General features: G+C 63.7%; 15 protein-coding genes. 8 read left to right on the top strand and 7 right to left on the bottom strand.

Annotated elements, in window-relative coordinates:
• Window positions 1-15: 15 nt before the first annotated feature.
• Entirely contained in the window at window positions 16-1098 is a 1083-nt protein-coding gene (locus C0V78_RS14305) for an acyltransferase (protein WP_101798586.1), read from the top strand.
• A gap of 160 nt (window positions 1099-1258) precedes the next feature.
• Here C0V78_RS14305 and C0V78_RS14300 read toward each other — a convergent pair whose 3' ends face one another.
• The 3 genes from C0V78_RS14300 to C0V78_RS14995 form a co-directional block, all read right to left on the bottom strand.
• Window positions 1259-1867 (bottom strand): 2OG-Fe(II) oxygenase, encoded by a 609-nt coding sequence (locus C0V78_RS14300; RefSeq protein WP_101798585.1) that lies wholly within the window; start codon window positions 1865-1867, stop codon window positions 1259-1261.
• A 4-nt stretch (window positions 1868-1871) separates the two neighbouring features.
• The gene (locus tag C0V78_RS14295) at window positions 1872-2657 is read right to left on the bottom strand and encodes a Stf0 family sulfotransferase (RefSeq protein ID WP_101798584.1); all 786 of its coding nucleotides are present in this window, start codon (window positions 2655-2657) and stop codon (window positions 1872-1874) included.
• A gap of 121 nt (window positions 2658-2778) precedes the next feature.
• Complete coding sequence (locus C0V78_RS14995) at window positions 2779-2934, bottom strand: hypothetical protein (RefSeq protein ID WP_158241573.1); 156 nt, start codon at window positions 2932-2934, stop codon at window positions 2779-2781.
• Between the two features lie 173 nt (window positions 2935-3107).
• Here C0V78_RS14995 and C0V78_RS14290 point away from each other — a divergent pair, with 173 nt between their 5' ends.
• The 6 genes from C0V78_RS14290 to C0V78_RS14265 are packed head-to-tail and all read left to right on the top strand — an operon-like array spanning window position 3108 to window position 8393.
• The gene (locus C0V78_RS14290; protein ID WP_158241572.1) at window positions 3108-4181 is read left to right on the top strand and encodes a 50S ribosomal protein L11 methyltransferase; all 1074 of its coding nucleotides are present in this window, start codon (window positions 3108-3110) and stop codon (window positions 4179-4181) included.
• A 4-nt stretch (window positions 4182-4185) separates the two neighbouring features.
• On the top strand, window positions 4186-4470 hold the full coding sequence (locus C0V78_RS14990) for a PqqD family protein (protein WP_216822201.1): 285 nt from the start codon (window positions 4186-4188) through the stop codon (window positions 4468-4470).
• 31 nt (window positions 4471-4501) lie between these two features.
• A complete protein-coding gene (locus C0V78_RS14280) occupies window positions 4502-6397 on the top strand; it encodes an asparagine synthetase B family protein (RefSeq protein ID WP_101798581.1) in 1896 nt (631 codons plus the stop codon).
• Window positions 6398-6437: 40 nt separating this feature from the next.
• Window positions 6438-6716, top strand: coding sequence for a PqqD family protein (locus tag C0V78_RS14275; RefSeq protein ID WP_158241570.1), 279 nt, complete (start codon window positions 6438-6440; stop codon window positions 6714-6716).
• A gap of 28 nt (window positions 6717-6744) precedes the next feature.
• On the top strand, window positions 6745-7191 hold the full coding sequence (locus C0V78_RS14270) for a lasso peptide biosynthesis B2 protein (RefSeq protein ID WP_158241569.1): 447 nt from the start codon (window positions 6745-6747) through the stop codon (window positions 7189-7191).
• On the top strand, window positions 7188-8393 hold the full coding sequence (locus C0V78_RS14265) for a nucleotidyltransferase family protein (protein ID WP_158241568.1): 1206 nt from the start codon (window positions 7188-7190) through the stop codon (window positions 8391-8393). Before C0V78_RS14270 ends, C0V78_RS14265 begins: the two co-directional genes overlap by 4 nt.
• Window positions 8394-8428: 35 nt before the next feature.
• On the opposite strand, the gene C0V78_RS14260 is transcribed toward C0V78_RS14265, so the two are convergent.
• On the bottom strand, window positions 8429-9367 hold the full coding sequence (locus C0V78_RS14260) for a hypothetical protein (protein WP_101798577.1): 939 nt from the start codon (window positions 9365-9367) through the stop codon (window positions 8429-8431).
• A gap of 108 nt (window positions 9368-9475) precedes the next feature.
• Between C0V78_RS14260 and C0V78_RS14255 the strand changes: the two genes are divergently transcribed.
• Window positions 9476-10651: a glycosyltransferase gene (locus C0V78_RS14255; RefSeq protein WP_101798576.1), complete on the top strand. Its 1176-nt coding sequence runs from the start codon at window positions 9476-9478 to the stop codon at window positions 10649-10651.
• 124 nt (window positions 10652-10775) lie between these two features.
• Here C0V78_RS14255 and C0V78_RS14250 read toward each other — a convergent pair whose 3' ends face one another.
• The 3 genes from C0V78_RS14250 to C0V78_RS15075 all read right to left on the bottom strand — a co-directional run bounded on the left by C0V78_RS14250 (window position 10776) and on the right by C0V78_RS15075 (window position 16641).
• Window positions 10776-11378 carry a hypothetical protein gene (locus tag C0V78_RS14250; protein WP_144039927.1) on the bottom strand — a complete coding sequence of 201 codons (603 nt, stop codon included), beginning with the start codon at window positions 11376-11378 and terminating at the stop codon, window positions 10776-10778.
• Window positions 11379-11628: 250 nt separating this feature from the next.
• The gene (locus C0V78_RS14245) at window positions 11629-15012 is read right to left on the bottom strand and encodes a hypothetical protein (RefSeq protein ID WP_101798574.1); all 3384 of its coding nucleotides are present in this window, start codon (window positions 15010-15012) and stop codon (window positions 11629-11631) included.
• A 27-nt stretch (window positions 15013-15039) separates the two neighbouring features.
• Window positions 15040-16641: a CsgG/HfaB family protein gene (locus tag C0V78_RS15075; protein ID WP_254049964.1), complete on the bottom strand. Its 1602-nt coding sequence runs from the start codon at window positions 16639-16641 to the stop codon at window positions 15040-15042.
• Between the last annotated feature and the right edge of the window lie 43 nt (window positions 16642-16684).

The raw sequence follows: 16684 nt of genomic DNA, 5'->3' as shown, positions 1-16684 counted from the left end.
ACGGTTACGACGTCCATGCCTGACCGAATCGCGAGTGGCGACGCCGCCTTGCGGCTTGATTGGCTCGATTACGTGCGGCTGTTTTGCGCGCTGTTGGTCATGCTGCATCACTATCTCGTGCTGGCACCCGATCCGCGGATAGGTCATGGCATCACGAGCTTCGGCGCATTTACCCAGTACACCCAATTCGCCTCGACCGCGCTTTTCTCGTTCCTGATGATCAGTGGAATGGTCGTCACGCTGGTGGCGCAGCGTGAGAGGGCATCAACCTTTGTAGCCAACCGCTTCGCCCGGATCTATCCGACGTTCGTGCTATGCATGGTCCTCACCGCAATGCTCTCCCCGCTCGGACCGCCGCGCTTCCTCGATACCTGGCCACAGGTTCTGGCAAACCTGGTCTTTTACGCTCCGGCTTTCGGCTACCGCTATGTCGACACTGTCTATTGGACGCTGGTGGTCGAGCTGAATTTCTATTTGGCGATCGCCCTCCTGATCCTCACGGGAGCCATTCACCGATTGCAGATTGTCGTGGTCGTTTGGCTCGCCGGTCAATCGACCGCTGTGCTTGCCGGCATTGATGTGGCCCTGTTCGGCAAGCACTATCACTTCTTTTCTGCGGGAATGGTGATGGCGCTGCTCTATCAGCGGCGGAACGAGCGACTGAACCTGTTCCTTCTAGCCGTATCCTACGTCCTGTGCCTGGTTACCTCGCGCGCTTATGCCCGCGCGCTGGGCTTCAGCGAGCTGGGCAGTGCGGTGTTCATCGCGGCAGTATTCGCCTTGTTCCTGGTGATGCGAGGGCGGAGCCCCCGCTTGCCCTTTGCGCGGCGGATCGGTTCGCTGACCTATCCGCTATACCTGCTGCATTTTTCGCTGGGCATGACGATTTTCTACTGGTGGATTACCGAGGCGAACAAGTGGTTCCTGGTGATCGGCACAGTGGCGCTGTTCCTGATGATCTCTCTGGCAATCGACCATGTGATCGAATTCCGGTGTAAATCGCTATGGAAGCGGCTCGGCATGGCGACGATCGCCCGCCCGCTCGTCTGGTGGGAAGGGCGCCGAGCAGCCACCCCGGACCACGCCCGACTTCCTTGAACGGTCGGCCGACCCCGATCGTCGGGGGCAAGGCTGGCGTTGAGCAGCTTCGTCGAAGTGCCCCGGTCACGGCATGCTGCCGCAAGAATCGACGGACCGAGATCTGCGTCTCCACCTGCATGAAAAGCGGGCGACCAGACGGCATCGCTGGCTGCTTGCGTCAGGTACTGGGCCGTCCCGGTGCAGGGCGATCGCGATGGATCCAACCGGTCAGGCTGAAGCGCGAATCGATGAAGCGATTCTCCGGACATCGCACCGGCAAGACCTCATGCGGCCACCAGGAGGGAAACACGACCAGCCGTCCGGACAGTGGTTGAATGTCATGACCGGGATCGCCGGGTCGCGCGCCGAGGCTGTGCAGGCGCAGGAATCCGCCGCTGAATCCGCTCGGAATGCGGTGGAAATAGCATACCGCGCTGATCATGCGATCGCCGCGCGCGGCCTGGTCTGATCGATAGGTATCGCTGTGCAGGGCGAAGAATGCACCGTCGCCATGCGCCGCCAGCTCCAATTCCACTGTGCTGGGGGTGAAAGGAGATAGCCGGAGCGCATCGACCCAGCCAGCGACCTGCGCCAGCAGGCGCTGTTCGTAAAGGCCGGCAAAAGCTCCGATGTCGCGCAGGACGCGACTGACGCGCGCCTCTTTCACTATCCCCTGTTCTACCTGTGCTTCCGAAAATCGCCCTTCGTTCGACAGGGCCCATTCGAAGAGAGCGTCACTTTCTTCGGACGACAGAAAATCGTCGAGCACGAGATGAGGCGGCTTCATCCGATCATTCCGTGCCTGGGGGAGTGGCCCGATGAGCGGTTTCAAGCAGGAATTGCCGGACAAACGCCTCCGACTGGCCGTCTGCCTGTCGCTGCATTCGCGCCGGGGGGACGGGGCCGGGGTGGCCCAGATGGGCGAACAGACCGGACAGGGTCGGCGTGTAGGCACCGAGCAAGTCTTCGTAGGCTACGGCGATCGGCGGTTGGGGCATGGCGCCGAGCAGGTTGCGCCAATGGCCATGGGCATGGTCGGCATAGCTGATCTGATGCAGGATCGCCGCAGCATCGTAGGTGGGTTCGCGCACGCGCTGCATTCCGGCGCCCTCAATCGCGCGCCACTGCCCCGTTTCGTTCGCGATGCAGGCCGACACGGCCTGCCGGACCCGATCGCGACGGAACAGATGGATCGTGATCGGTGCCGGAAACAGCTGTTCAAGCAATGCTGCCGCACTGCGATAAACAGAAGCCGGGACCCTTTCCGGCGGCTGTTCGATCAGGGGCGCAAATAACACCGGGTCTGTCTCGATCGCCAGTTCCTGGATGTCGCGCCACATCAGCTTGACTGACAGCGTGCCCGAAGGATCGGTGCGATGGCGCCACACGGCATCGCGAAGGTCAGGCAAGGTGTGCGCTTGCCATGCTGAAGCAAAGGCCGGCCGAAAGCCGGCGTGGAAATATTCTAGCGGACAGCCAAGGCCCGAGGCGAAGTAGAACGCCTCGCCCAGCAGGGTGCTTCCCGAACGCGGCAGCGTGCAGATGAGGATCGACCGCCGCGGAGGTCCATCCCACATCGGAAAGTCATGCGCTGCGGTCGTCAGATCGTAGGGATCACGCACCGCGAGCTCGCCTTGGGTTCATGCGTCACCGAACCAGCTGCCGTGAAAGCAGCATGGCCCTCGTCACGCGACGCGGTCAGGCAGTCAGGTTGGAAAGGCCGTCGCTCGGCCTGTAGGAGATGCCTTCAGCGGCCTCGACCGGCTTGAACGACACGATTTCCGGCTTCACCCAAGCTTCAGGCTTTGCGTTGGTGTCACCGCCCAGCTCAGCAGAGATATCCTTATCGGCCACAATCGAACTCCCTCTTGTGAATTGCCTCTGTGGCGCTTGCACAGCGGCGATTTATTCTTCATTACCTGCTTGGTCAATCGACTGAAATAAAAAGATTTTTACGTATTTTCACGTAGTTTTGGCGATCGCCAGGCCTTCTTGGCTACCTCAGGATGAAAACGGATCAGGGTGAAATGAGCGAGCTTGCGAACCAAGACCGGCTCGCCGTCCTTGATCGAGCCCGCGAACTGCTCGGCGATCGTGCCGACGTCGCCATGGGCCTGGCGCGGCAATATGCAGCGGTAGGGTGCCAGGCCAAGGCAGTTGAACTGGCCAATGCCGCATTGGACGGTGCGCCCGGCGATGGAGAGATCCGCGCGCTCGCCGGCGAAGTCCTGGCCCAGACCGTGCCTGATTGGCATTTCGTCATAACCCGCGATCAGGTCCGTAATCAGGCCTACGCAGGGGCGCTTGCCCGTGTGGTGACGCCGGATACGCTCGTGCTGGAAATCGGCACCGGCACGGGGCTGCTGGCGATGATGGCGGCGCGGCTGGGAGCCCGCGTCGTAACTTGCGAAGCCAATGCGGCGATCGCAGCGGCCGCCCGCGAAGTAATCACGGCCAACGGTCTGGCGGATCGCATCAGCGTGGTGAACAAGCACTCGACCGCTCTGGACCTTATGGAAGACCTGGGCCGGCGTGCCGACGTGCTGGTTTCGGAAATCGTCAGCAACGACATGCTGAGCGAGCAGGTCCTTCCATCGCATGCCGATGCTGCGCTGCGCCTGATCCGGCCTGATGCCCATGTCATCCCGGCGCGTGGCCGCATTCGCGCTGCGCTCGCTCACGATGCGCGCGCTGGAACCCGGCTGATGGACCAGTCTTCCGGGTTCGACCTGTCTGCGTTCAACCGGTTGGCGCGGGTACATTACGAAATCCGGGTGGCCGACCCTCGCCTTGCATTGCGCAGCTCCCCTGCCGACCTGTTCACCCTGGCGTTCGACGGCAGCCAGCCGAGCCGGGACGGGCGCACCACCCTCGAACTGGTATCGTCCGGTGGGCCGGTCAACGGCGTGGTTCAATGGCTGGCGCTCGATATGGATGAGCTGGGCCTCTACGAGAACGAACCGGGCCGTGGCGAATCGTCGTGTTGGGCATCCTTGTTCTGGCCGTTCGCGGCCCCGCTTGATACCAAACCCGGCGATGTCATCCGCATCGGTGGATACCACACTCAGGAACGGGTGCGGTTATGGCGGCAGCCCGATTGAAGCGATGGCCGAGGACCCGTGCCCGACACGCCGCATCATTTGTGCACCCTGGGTCTCGTGGGGCCCGGCGGGGGCCGAGATCGTGCTGTTCGATAGCCGAAGCGGCAGCTATCACGCACTCAACGCATCTGCGACGGCGATCTGGCTGCATTTGAGCGCCGGCCTCCAGCCATCCGCGATCGCCGCAACCATCGCGGCAGAGAACGGCATCCCTTCGGATCAGGCCGCCGCCGACGTCGACGGATTCATCGAGGCGGTTCTCGCCGCCGATCTGGCGGTTGTCGAATGAACCGGCATCTGTGCAATCCGGGAGTGGCAGTTTGAGCGCGATCGCGGGCGTAATCTTCCGCCAGGCGGAGCGGGTTCCACGCGGGCTGCTTGATGCCATGGCCGCTGCCGCACTGCCGCGCGGATCGGATGGTACGACCCTGTGGGAGGATGGCCCTGCCGGGCTGATCCGCTTCGCCCATCACACGACTGTGGAGGCGCAGGCCGAACGTCAGCCGTTCATCGGGCCGTCGGGTGCGGTCCTGCTGTTTGACGGCCGGCTCGACAATCGCGAGGAAATCGCCGCCTTGCTGGGCTGGGGCAACGGGATCCTGGCGGCCGCGGCGGATGGTGCCCTGGCACTCGCATGGTTCGAGCGCCGCGGACGGGACTTCATCCATGATCTGGCCGGCGACTTCGCAATCGCGATCCATGAGCCCGGTCGCCGCCGGCTGTCCCTGTTGCGCTCGCCGCTTGGCTGGCGGCCACTGGTGTGGACCTGGAACGGGGAGCGACTGGCTTTTGCCACCGACGCGCGCACCTTGATCGTTGGCCTGGGCATGGACCGCAGGCTTAACGAAGGCGCCCTGGCCGAATTACTGAGCGGTCGTTTTGTCACGCAGACCGAAACCTTCTGGGCGGCGATCGAGCGGGTTGAGCAGGGCGGTGCGGTGATCCTCGAAGATGGCCGGATCGAACGCTGGCGCTGGCACGGAGGCCCGTTCGAGGACTGGACCGACCGGTCATTCGACGATCATGTGGCGCAGTTTTCCGAACTGTTCGATCAGGCGCTTATCGCCACCTCGCGCAGCAACGGTCCGGTCTCCGCGCAACTTTCCGGCGGTCTCGATTCTTCCACTGTTGTTTGCCGCGGCACCGAGCTGTTTCGCGCGGGCCGCGTTGCGCGTGCGCCGCAAGCCATCTCCGCGCGCTTCCCGGGAGAGCCGCACGACGAAACACTCTGGTCCCGGGCAGTGGAGGACCATCTCGGAATCGAGGCGGAAGTCACCGGCTCGGTCCCCTTCAGCGTCGATGAAGCCGAGCGCTGGGCTGCGGAAAGCTTTTACCTGCCGCTGCGGCCGAACGTCCTCGATACGTTTGCCGGTGCCATCCACCGTCTTGAGGCGACCGGCAGGCGCGTCCTGCTGACGGGGGAAGGCGGCGACGACTGGCTCAACGGGTCGCTGGCCCATTGGCCGGATCTATTGCTGCGCGGTCGCTGGGGTGATCTGGTGCGCCATGGCCGTTCCTTCTGGCCGGATAATCCGGCGGCGCTCAGCGCTGCCAAGACGCTCGTTTCGGCAGCGCGACCTTTGATCCTGCCGCGGTATCGCCAGGCTGTGCGGCATCCGGCACTCGATTGGCGCAACCCTGCCACGGACTGGATCCGCCCTGAATGGAGCGCCCGCACCGACCTTCGGGATCGCTGGCGTGGTCCGTCGCCGCGTCCCGGTGTGCGGGGGTTCGCCCAGCAATCGCGATACACCGTTTATTCGCACGCAATGCGCTCGATCGTCGCTGAAGGCGCTTGCGCCTATGCCGAGAGCAAGGGCGTCGAGATCCGCCATCCCTTTCACGATGCACGGCTTACGCGGTTCTGCATGGGGGCGGCAGGCAATCACCTTCGCGACAAGACCTATCGCAAGCGCATACTGCGCGCGGCGACGCACGGCACCTTGCCCGAGATCGTACGCACCCGGACAACCAAGGCGATGTTCGTTGGCCATTCGGTCGATGCCATCGACGCCCTGTTCCGTCGGCGTGCCACCAAGGACCTGCTGCCCGTGCAGTTCGGCTGGGTCGACGGCGCGCGCATCGAAGAACTTCACGCACCCTTCGCCGCCTGGCGCAGGAACGGATCGACCGGTGCGCTGCCCACGCAGCCGTGGGGTCCGGTCTGGTCGGTCCTGGCGCTGGACATCTGGTTACGCCAGGCGGTGGGACTGTGATCTTGGATAATCAATTTCGGAGGCAATTGCAGCTATGGCCATGACCGAGCATACCCGGATCAGCCGCCGTGAAACCGTCGTTTCGGCAGACGTCAGCGATGATGCCATTCTGCTGGATATCGACAGCGGTTACTTCTTCCAGCTCAACCGCACCGCGGCCCGTATCTGGAGACTGCTGGAAACTCCGCAGACTTTGGGCGAGCTGACGCATAGTCTGCGATCGAGTTTCCCGGCCGATGGTGATGCCATCCCGGCCGACCTCCACGTGTTTGTGGCCGACCTCGTCGATCGCGGGATCGTTGTTGCGGCTGCCGGTTGAGCGCATTGGCGATGGCAGGTTGGCGTCCATGATCGCAAAGATTGTCCGCCATCGCCGCGACCTTCCGCTGCTGCTCGAAGCTGCGGCAGAGCTGACCGCTGCAACCATCGCAATCCGCTGCATGCCGTTCCGCGTGATATTGCGCAGCGCCGGGCGCGCTGCACAGCAGCCGCCGTCGGGCAAGGCGGCCCGCCTGGCTATCTGTGACCGTATAAAGTGGGCAATCGGCGCCTGCGCTCCACGCCTGCCCTGGCGTCCGTTGTGTTTTCCGCAAGGTTTGGCCGCCCAGCGGATGCTGCGCCGGCGCGGTGTCCCAAGCGTCTTTTACTATGGTGCGCGGATCGAGGACGAGGGGATGAGCGCACATGTATGGGTTTGCGACGGGGAGCGCGTGATCGTCGGAGGCAAGGTTCCGGCCGATATGCGGGTGCTGCTCCGGGTTCCGCCGGCCTCAGCGGAGGGCGGCTGCGCGTGAGCCCCTCGTGGAGCCATCCAGCCGCTCGCTTCCTGCTTGCCTGCGCATTGCCCGCAGATCGGGTTGGGCCTGGCACCCTTGCCGGGCTGGCCGGGCAGATCGAGGACTGGGACGCCCTTTCCGCGCGCGCGCTCCATGCCCTCGCCGAGCCTTTGGTTCAGGCACGTCTCGCGGAACTGGGAGCCCTGGTGCCCGATCCGGCGCGCCAGCGGATCGACCGGCTTGCTGCGGCTTCCGCCGCTCGAAACCTGCGGCTTTCCGCGCTGCTGACCAGCCTCCACGATACCTGGTTCGTCCCCAACGGAATTTCCTACGTCGCGGTCAAGGGCGTCACCCTTGCGCAGCGATACTATGGCACAATCTCTCGCCGCACCTGCCGGGACCTCGACCTGCTTGTCGACCCGGCATCCTGCGCGAAGACCATTCTTCACCTAGTCGACGCCGGATTTCGCCCCTGTCGCGGGTTCGAACTGCCTGACGAACCTGGAAAGCGAGAGGTTCACGTTAGCGCGATGTGCGACCTCAACGACGAGATTTCGCTCCGCTCGCCGGCTGGCGATCTGGTTGATGTTCATACCGCGCTCGACCTCACTGGCGCAGACTTTCCGACCTCGCGATTGCTGGCAAAAACCGAAGCGGTTTCAATACTGGGCCGCTCTATCCCGTGTCTGCCGACCGAGGAGCTGTTCGTCTTCCTGTGCTACCACCACAGCCGTCACCACTGGACGCGGTTGCACTGGGTCGCCGATATTGGCCGTATCGCAAGTGCGCCCGATTTCGACTGCGCGCGGGTACTGGCAGCCGCGCGCCGCAACGGCATGGAAGGGCTCGTCCAGGCATGCCTGGGGATGCTCGAGGAACTGGCCCTGGCGGTTCATGGCACCGCACCTGCCGGCGACGGTCTGGCCGCGACCATGGCGCGCCAATGTCTGACGCACCTCGACCCCGAGGCCGAAGCGCCGATGGAGACCTATGTGCGCGGGATCCACGACTGGCGATTCCGCTGGCGACACTGGTTTGTCCTGACCGGGGAAGAATGGCGGTATCGCCGCGGGTTTGCGCGCAAGCTGCGCAGCCTGCTGCGAAGCAGTACGCCGTCATGGGAAGTCTATCGTGCCATGCCTCTGCCACGGGGATTGCGCTGGCTTTACGTCCCGATGCGCACTGCCATGCATCTGCTGCGTCATGTGCCGCGCTGGTGATCCGCTCCAGCGCAGCGGCGCCACGGCGTTCCCGATCACGCAGCCAGAAGCGCGTCCAGCCCGGATGATATGTCCTGATAGATCGAATACGACGCCGGATAGGTCAGCGACCACGCTGGAACGGTCGCGAGCATCCGGTTGAGCGCCGTAACCGAACCTACCCGCTCTGCCGCAGCGCGCCCATTGGGGTTGAGCAGAACGATCTGATGCAGCCCCAGCTCGAACGCTTGAGGCCTCGGCAACCGTTCGAAGGCAACAGCGCCGTCTGCCTGGCGGTCGAGGAAAAAGATTCCGGCTATCTGGGGATGCGCAGTCCCGGTCGGGACCGAACCGGACGGCTCGGGCTGATAGCAGAACTTGCCGTCGTAACCCGTCAGCGCCCGCAATGCCGGATCGGGCAAATCCATTGCTCCGCTGGTTTCGGGCCAGATTGCGACATCCGACCCTGCCGGTAACGCCAGGAAGCTCGGGGTTTCCTGGACGAGAGCGGCATCATCGCTCAGGATCGACCAGCCGCCCACCGATGCAAGCCCGAGAGTCATCGAGGATTTTCCGGCCCCTGTCGCTCCCATCAGGAGGATCGCCTTCCCGTTCCGAGCCAAGGCGGCAGCATGGTAAGTCTCACCGCCAAGCAGCTTCGTAACGCGGGGGAGGATGCGCCGGGCCAGCAGATCCCCCAACAAGGAATTGGCGAGATCTTGCGCGAAGACACGGAGCCTGCTGCCGTCGGCGGTGGCCAGGATGATCCCGGCAGGCGTTTCAAAGCGAAGCTCGGTTCCCGTTCGGCCAAGCTTGATCTCGAAACGCCCTGGCCAGTCGAACAGGCGCTCATCCTCGTCCGGAGCCGGGCCTCGTCCCGTCTCGATTGCGATCTGTCCGAACGGCTGCCCGTGCGGCAGCGGGGAACGCAACCGGGTCAGGGGGAATTCGGATATGATCGCGATGCCACCGAAACTATAGCTAAACGACAACATGGGCTCCCGGGCGACTTTGCGGTGCCGCGATTTAGGTGATGGGGGCGCATGACGCCATCGCAAAATGATGTTCCATCCCGTCGCACGGCGGATATGAGGTGACCGTCCTTGAGGCTCCTGTTCGCGCACGATAATCGTTTCATCCGCCTCGGCGACGATGTCTGGTCCGCCGGGCAGTTTGGCGCGGAAGGCTGGCAGCGCTATCTTGACCACGCATCCCGCATGACCGTCGTCGCGCGCGAGCAGTTGATGCCGGATCAACCGCTGGACCAGTTGGCCAGGTCTTCGCGTGATCGCGTCGCATTCCATTTCTTTCGAGACCTTTCCAACCTGCGTGGCCTCTTGCTGAGGCGCAGTGCGGCACTCGACGAAATGCGAACGCTGGTGCGGGCTCACGATGCCGTCGTTGCCCGGATGCCTAGCGAGATCGGCCACCTTGCCGTCGCCGCGGCACGCATCGAAAGGAAGCGTTGCTGGGTCGAGATCGTCGGATGCCCGTCGGAAAGCTTGCGGCATCATGGCGGGCTTCGCGCGCGCTTCTATGCGCCTCTTGCTGCGGCCAGACTGCGCGCAGTTTCCCGTCGCGCCGAACACGCAAGCTACGTTACTGCGGACTTTCTGCAGCGCCGCTACCCCACCGGTGCGACGAATGTCCTTTCGGTTTCCGACGTCCTGCTGCCGGCCTCCGATATTCGGGTGCTGCAGGACAGGCTGGTCCGGATTGCCGCGCAGCCAGCAGATGCGCCGCTGAAAATCGGCATGATCGGGGCACTCCAGAACAAGAACAAGGGACTGCAAGTTCTGCTTCATGCCCTCGCGCGGGTGCGGGATCGCATGCCGCCGGTCCGGCTTCGCGTTGTAGGGCAGGGCGATCTGGATGCCTGGCGGAATGTGGCGCAATCGCTAGGCCTTGGTGACCTGACCGTTTTCGAAGGCAATATCGCGCAGCCGGCAGACGTGTTTGGCTGGCTTCGTTCGATCGATCTGTACGTCCAGCCGTCGCTTACCGAAGGGCTGCCAAGAGCGCTGATCGAGGCGATGTGTCAGGCCTGTCCGGCGATCGGGTCATCCGCGGGAGGCATCCCCGAATTGCTACCCGGCCCTGACTTGGTCGCGCCGGGAAACGCAAACGCCCTTGGAGAGCTTCTCGCAAGGAGGGTGGCCGATCCATCCTGGATGGCGCGCAGTGCGCAGCGCAATTGGGAAAAGGCGCAATCGTTCGAAACCAGTGTGCTTGAGCCTGTCCGCCAGGCATTCTGGCAACGGTTCCTGGCTGGTGCCTAGCGAACAGCATCGGCGAAACGGAATTTCTGCCAACTGCCTGTGTCGCTGAGTCACAGTCAGCAAGTTGCCGATCAAAAAAACGGATGCGCAATGCAAGCACCGCGCATCCAGTTTCAGGAATCGATCAGCGCGGCGCGTAGGCCCAGCCGGGGAAAACCGGCAGGCGGGGCGCCGAGACTACGAAGACATTACCGGCCTGGACGGCCCAGCCGCGGTAAGTGGGTACCACGGCAACCCGCGGCGAGAACGCGTAGGGCGCATAGGGTGCAAGGCCGCGATAGGCCCAGCCCGGATAGGCCGCACCATATCGTGCAGGTCCGTAGTGAGGGCCACGAACGCCGCCGTAGGGGCCGTGGTAACCCCGGTCGACGCGTCCGTAGGACCTGTCGCCGCGATGGTCGAAAGCCTGCCGGCCGGACCGGCCCCAATCGCCATAACGGCCGTCCTTGCCGGACGGCCGGTCGTAGCGTCCACGATCCCTGTCGCCATCCCAGCGCTTGTCGTGATCCCCGCGCGAAGCGTATTTCGAGCGGTCCCCGTCGTACCGGCGCGCCTCGTGGTTGTCCGAGCGCCCCTGGCGATAGTCATGGCCACCGTAGCCCGAGCGATAGTCCCGCGAGCCTTCCGACCGCGATGGTGACTGATGGGACAATTGCGTTCGCGAGCTCTGCGAACCGGAGCCCGACTGGTAGCTGCCCGAGCCGCCCGTGGGCCCGGATCGAGTCATTTGTGCACTGGCGGTCGCCGGCAAGACGGCCAGGACCACCGCTCCGAGCAGGGCTGACTTTCCTGCGGTAACGGAGACGGCGGGACCGCTGTGCTTTTCAGTATCCCGGATCATTGCATTCCCCTTTCAATTGCTTGGAGAGAAAAGAGGGTGGGAACGAATTCCCACCCAGTTTCTCTTGTGCTTTCACGGCTATGATTGCCGTTTGATATTGACCGACACGGTAGGGGTTAGGCGGTCAATTCCGTGGTTACACCCCGCCAATCGTGCTGACGGAGCTGTTGCCGACAGCCTGTGCGGTGACGCTGTTGCCAGTGTTGCGCATGACCGAGCCGGTGGTGGAACCGGTTACGCCCATGTTGAACGTGACGTTCGAGGCAGTCGCGGAGATCGCGCCGCTGTTCGACTGCACGCTCGCTACTGCATTCGACGGCAGGCCGGCACCGAAGGTCGCCATGGTCAGGTTGTTGACCGCCGAGTTACCGTAGGCCAACGCATTGACGGCATTGTTGCTCGCCGATGCAGCCGAGTTCGACATGGCAGTGCCGGTGCCGGAGTTGAGCACGACCGCGTAGGTTGCGGCATCGCTCAGCGCCGTGACTGCGCCCGAGTTCGACTGATCGTTCAGGACCACAGCCGTGCCAGCCGCCGAGGACGTGCCGGTGATCGCCGTGCCGGTGGTGGGAGCGCTATAGGTAGCACCCACCGCATAGCTCAGCGTGTTGCTGGCCGTGTTGCCACGGGCCAGAGCTGTGGTCGTATTGCCGTCGATGTTGACCGAGCTGCCGCTCAGTGCCTTGCCGGTGTTAGCCGTGGTCATGGTGAAGCCGACCGAGCTGGTCGCCGTCGAGTTGACAGCGGCATCGCTGATCTGGGTGTTACCCAGCGCAGCCGTTGCGCCGTTGTCCAGGGCCGAAACCTGCAGGGCATTGGCAACGCGGTTGGCAGAGGCTTCAGCCGTGGTCGAGTTGCTGTTGAAGGCAACGCGGCTGTCAGCCGTTCCAGCGGTCGTGGTGTCAGCCTTTTCGCTGTTGAACAGCGTGCTGCTTGCGGTGCTGTCCAGCGTGCCATCGGCGGTCTGGAAATTGACCATGGCATAGTCGGCGCTGGCCGTATCGCTGCTGGTCGTCACCGAGCCGACGGTGGCTGCGCCATCGAGGGCCGTTGCGGCAACTGTCATCGAGTTGCTGGCATTGTTGATGACACCAAGAGCGGTATTGGCATTGTTGCTCAGCGTGATCGCCGATCCATCAGCCGCCGCATTGACATAGGCGTTCATGCGGGAGGTGGCGTCGATGTCCGCCGTATCGCCATCCTGCACGTTGCTCAGCGCAGCCGTCGGGTTGATGCCCGCACCAGCATCGGTTGCAGAGAGGGTGACGCGGTTGGTTGCCGTGTTGCCCAGCGCTTCGCCGAACTGGATGTTGCCGCTCACGCTCAGGCGAGAATCCGACAGGGTCATGTCGTCTGCCTGGTCGATCGCATAGGTGGCGGCGATCTGCGTGTTGGAGCTGCTGTCAGCGCCGAGCGACTGAGTGCTGGCCAGGCTGTAATCGCCGGTGGCGGTCAGGTCGCCGGTGTTGTCGCCCGTCGCAGTGGCCTTAACGTCGGTGCCGTCACCGTTCATGGTGGTGGCAGAGGCGCTGAGGGTATTGCTGGCCGAGTTGGCGATGGCCGAGCCGCGGGTGACATTGCTGTTCACCGAGACCGAGCTGTCCTCGACATCGTCCGAAAGAACCACCGTCACGCCGGCATCGGAAGCCGCGGCGCCAGCCGTGGTCGAGGTGTAGCCGATCGAGGCCAGCACATCGGCATTGCTCGACTGCGCGTTGACCAGGCCTGCGTCGGTTTCGACCGTCGTGGCCGAAAGCGAAACGCTGTTGGTCGCCTTGTTGCTCGTGGCGAAGGCATCGAGGCCATTGCTGTTGGAGGCGATGCTCGAGCTGGTAACGGCACCGGTCACCGTGGTGCTGACGACCGAAGGATCAAGCAGCTTGGCTTCGATGTCGCTGTCGCCGCTGGTCTGGACGTTGGCCACCGAGAACGCGGAATCGACAGTCGCAGTGCTGGAGGTCGAGTTGTAGTCGCTGTTGGCGGCGGCGGTGGTGTCAGCGCTGAGGGTCAGCGATGTGGCCGAAACCGCAAGGCTGTTGGTCGCCGTGGCACCTTCGGCATTGGCCTGCAGCTTGTTCGACGAGGTGGTGATTGCCGACGAAGTGACCGTCCCGCCTACGTTGGTAAGAATGCTGTTGGCAGAACCGGTATCGACAGTGGCCTTGACGTTAGCCCCGTCCGAGATGTTCTGGACGTTGGCGACGGTCGCGACATTGGCGATTTCGCCACCGTTGGCATCGGCTGCCTGGCTGAACGTGCCACCAACGGCGATTGCAGTCGAATTGCTGGTGGTCGCACCGATGGCACGCGCCGACAGCGTGTTGGCATCATTGGTGACCGTGCTGCCGCCCGACACGTTGCCGGAGACGTTCATCTTGATAGCGGCATCGGAACCGTCCGCCGTGGTCGTCGCGGAAACCGAACCGGCGACGAGCTGGTCGTTGATCACGGCATAGCCCGCTTCGACGGTTGCTGCGCCCGAAACGATGGTGGCGGCCACATCCGTGTCAGGCGCGCCCAGAGTAATGCCCGTAGCGCTGACGGACAGCGAGTTGGTGGTGGTTGCACCCGTCGCGCGCGACTGCATGGTGTTGTTCGTCGACGCTGCCGAGGCACCGGTGGCCAGCGAGCTGACGGTGAGCAGGGTGGATGCAGTCGTTGCGGCATCGACCGAGCTGCTGGCGTCGTTTTCCTGCTGCGCAACAACGGCTGCACCTGCGCCTACGGTCGTGCCGGAAAGCGCGATGCCGTTGGTTGCAGTGCTGCCGATAGCCGTTGCATCCTGCGTCGTCGCGTCGAGCTTGAGTGCCGAGGAAGTGGCCGCCCCGGCCGTGAGCTTGACGGTGGATCCGTCATTGGTGGCGGACACGTCTGCCAGGGAGTTCAGCTGCAGGCTCGCCGCAACGGCCTTGGCAACCGCGTCGAGATCCTTGGTGCCCGCAGTGTCGGCGGTCGCGTTGGCAGTCCCCAGCGTCAGGCTGGTCGCGCCCAGAGTCAGCGTCTGGGCAACGGTGTTGCCGGTGGCCGTGGCGCTATCGGTCACGTTCTTCACCGTGTAGTTGCCGCCGGTGGTGGCGCCAACGGTCAGCGAAACCAGCGTATCCGTGGTGTCGGCATCGACAGCCACGTCGGCGCCGCCAACGCCGCTAGTGCCGGTGTTGGTCTGGCGAGCGGTGATGACTGCGGTGGTCGCATTTTCTGCCCCGTCGGTGTCGGAGACAGCAAGTGTATCGGTATTGCCTACCGCCGCCGCACCGGTCTTGGACGTCGAGCCGTCAAGCGTGATCGAGCCGTTGGTCGTCGCGCCGGCAGACATGGTGTTCGTGGCCGAGGTCACGTCAGCCGTGACACTCTTGGTGTTCGACTGGTCGGAACCGGTCGCGGAATCGGCGCCGGTCACAGTAATGACCGAACCGATTTCCACGGTCTGGGCCTGGGCAATGCCAAGCGACAGAGTGCCGATGAGTGCAGTGCTTGCGCCTTGAAGCAAGCGCAGCTTGTTTATTTTAATCTTGCTCATTTTTTTCTCCTAAGAATGAAGTGAAATTCAGCGCATGACTCTCATTTTTGCTATCAATTGCACCCCCGGCTTTTCGCGATAGATTGTTGAATCGGTTGCTTGCGGCCGCCAGGTCAGGTTGCTGACCGATGCGGGAATGCCTCGGCTGGCCAGGCCCAGGATCAGACTGGCAATTCGCTGTTCGAGCAGGCGATTGCGCTGGCCGGGTTCGAGCTTTTCGGTTTCCGGTGCGAGCAGGGAGATGCTAACGCTGCCACCCTGCCGGACGATCGTCGCGATGCGGTCTATGACCGCCTGAGCCGAAGCGCTGAGGTTCGGGTTGCCCAGTTCGTAAGCGACAGAGAAAGCCTGCGTCGCCGCTGCTGCCGATGCAGCCGGATTCTGGAGCGTGGCATCTCGCGTCGTCGCCGGCTTGGCGGGGGCGGCTGCAGGTGGCTGTGCGGGTTTGGCCGCGGGACGGGCAGGCACAGGCGCCTGCTTGGGGGGCAAGCCCGGTTTCGGCTGAGCGCCGGTCGACTTCTCTTGCGCTGCGGCTGGTCTTGTCCGCGACTGCTCCGTTGCAGCCACTGGCTTCGCGGCCAGACGCGGCGATGCCGCCAGTGACGGCTTTGGCGCGACGGCTTCCGGTGCTTGTGCGGGCCTGGGGCCAGGGGCGACAAGTGCAGCGACTGGCTGGGCTTGCGGTTGCGGTGCCGGGGGAAGTGCGGGAGGTCGCTTCCCATCGGTCGCCAGGTTTCGCTGCGAAGCCTTCAGAGCGTCTTGTTTTGCCAGCTTCTGGAAGATTGCTTCGGCTGACTGGGGCTGGATTTCGTCCGTCCTCAGAGCCAGGCACGCTGACGGATCGATCCCCGATATGCGGGCTACCAGCCGGATCGCGGCTTCTTCGATCGTGGCGCGGATGCCAAGCTGCAGCGGTTCCTGACCCTTTGCGCCCAGGTTTACGTTGACAAGGCCGATGCCGAAGAAGCGGAACGAATTTGCCCCGACTTCATAGCCAACAAACTGCTTGGACAGGCTGATTGCATCCATCACGACGAGCGAGCGGCTGTCCACGATCCGCAAGTCGATGGCGATGCTCTGGCTGTAAGTGCGCCCCTTGAAGCCGATGTTGTCCAGCGCTGCCTCTGCGCCACCTGACGACAGGTTGTAGTTCACTTCGGTGATGCCGCCGACGATGTAGTAGTCGGACGCCTGAACCGTGCCGCCGAAATAGGGCAGCCATGGCACGCGCTGGCCATTTACTTCCTGGTACTGGCCATTGCCGAGCTGGCGCCGGTCCATGTAGGCCAGTTCACGTTCCGCGATCGATGGATCGTAACGTTCGGCGATCCGAACCGTACCGCCCATCTTGCCCAACGCCGAGAACAGCATCAGCGAACCGCCCTGGGTAACGACGTTGCCCTCGTTGATCGAATAGCGACCGGTGAAATCCTTGATTTCGCCAACCCCGATCACCATCGGCTTGCGGCCCGTGGCTGCGAGTGTGCGGGCAAAGCAAGCGAGCGATGCTTCCATCGGTGTCAAATTGTCGCGCGCCGGGGTGCCGAGCTGGATGGGCACTTCTCCGGGCGCAACCACCTGCCGGCGCACCTTTGTCGGGAAGGGTGCGCAGGCGGAGGTGGCCGCCACCAGCAAGCAGGCACCGGCGAGCATGCCAGCGCGGCGCCGACGC

Origin of the sequence: Novosphingobium sp. TH158, from assembly GCF_002855555.1 — a bacterium.
In the GTDB taxonomy this organism is placed as follows: Bacteria; Pseudomonadota; Alphaproteobacteria; order Sphingomonadales; family Sphingomonadaceae; genus Novosphingobium.
The sequence above is the reverse complement of the archived record's forward strand: the minus strand, read 5'-3'. Positions and strand labels throughout refer to the sequence as shown.

Coding starts and splice junctions, on each gene's coding strand:
- C0V78_RS14305 (WP_101798586.1), top strand. CDS start 16: ATGCCTGACCGAATCGCGAGTGGCGACGCCGCCTTGCGGCTTGATTGG.
- C0V78_RS14300 (WP_101798585.1), bottom strand. CDS start 1,867: ATGAAGCCGCCTCATCTCGTGCTCGACGATTTTCTGTCGTCCGAAGAA.
- C0V78_RS14295 (WP_101798584.1), bottom strand. CDS start 2,657: ATGTGGGATGGACCTCCGCGGCGGTCGATCCTCATCTGCACGCTGCCG.
- C0V78_RS14290 (WP_158241572.1), top strand. CDS start 3,108: ATGAGCGAGCTTGCGAACCAAGACCGGCTCGCCGTCCTTGATCGAGCC.
- C0V78_RS14990 (WP_216822201.1), top strand. CDS start 4,186: ATGGCCGAGGACCCGTGCCCGACACGCCGCATCATTTGTGCACCCTGG.
- C0V78_RS14275 (WP_158241570.1), top strand. CDS start 6,438: ATGACCGAGCATACCCGGATCAGCCGCCGTGAAACCGTCGTTTCGGCA.
- C0V78_RS14270 (WP_158241569.1), top strand. CDS start 6,745: ATGATCGCAAAGATTGTCCGCCATCGCCGCGACCTTCCGCTGCTGCTC.
- C0V78_RS14260 (WP_101798577.1), bottom strand. CDS start 9,367: ATGTTGTCGTTTAGCTATAGTTTCGGTGGCATCGCGATCATATCCGAA.
- C0V78_RS14250 (WP_144039927.1), bottom strand. CDS start 11,378: ATGACTCGATCCGGGCCCACGGGCGGCTCGGGCAGCTACCAGTCGGGC.
- C0V78_RS14245 (WP_101798574.1), bottom strand. CDS start 15,012: ATGAGCAAGATTAAAATAAACAAGCTGCGCTTGCTTCAAGGCGCAAGC.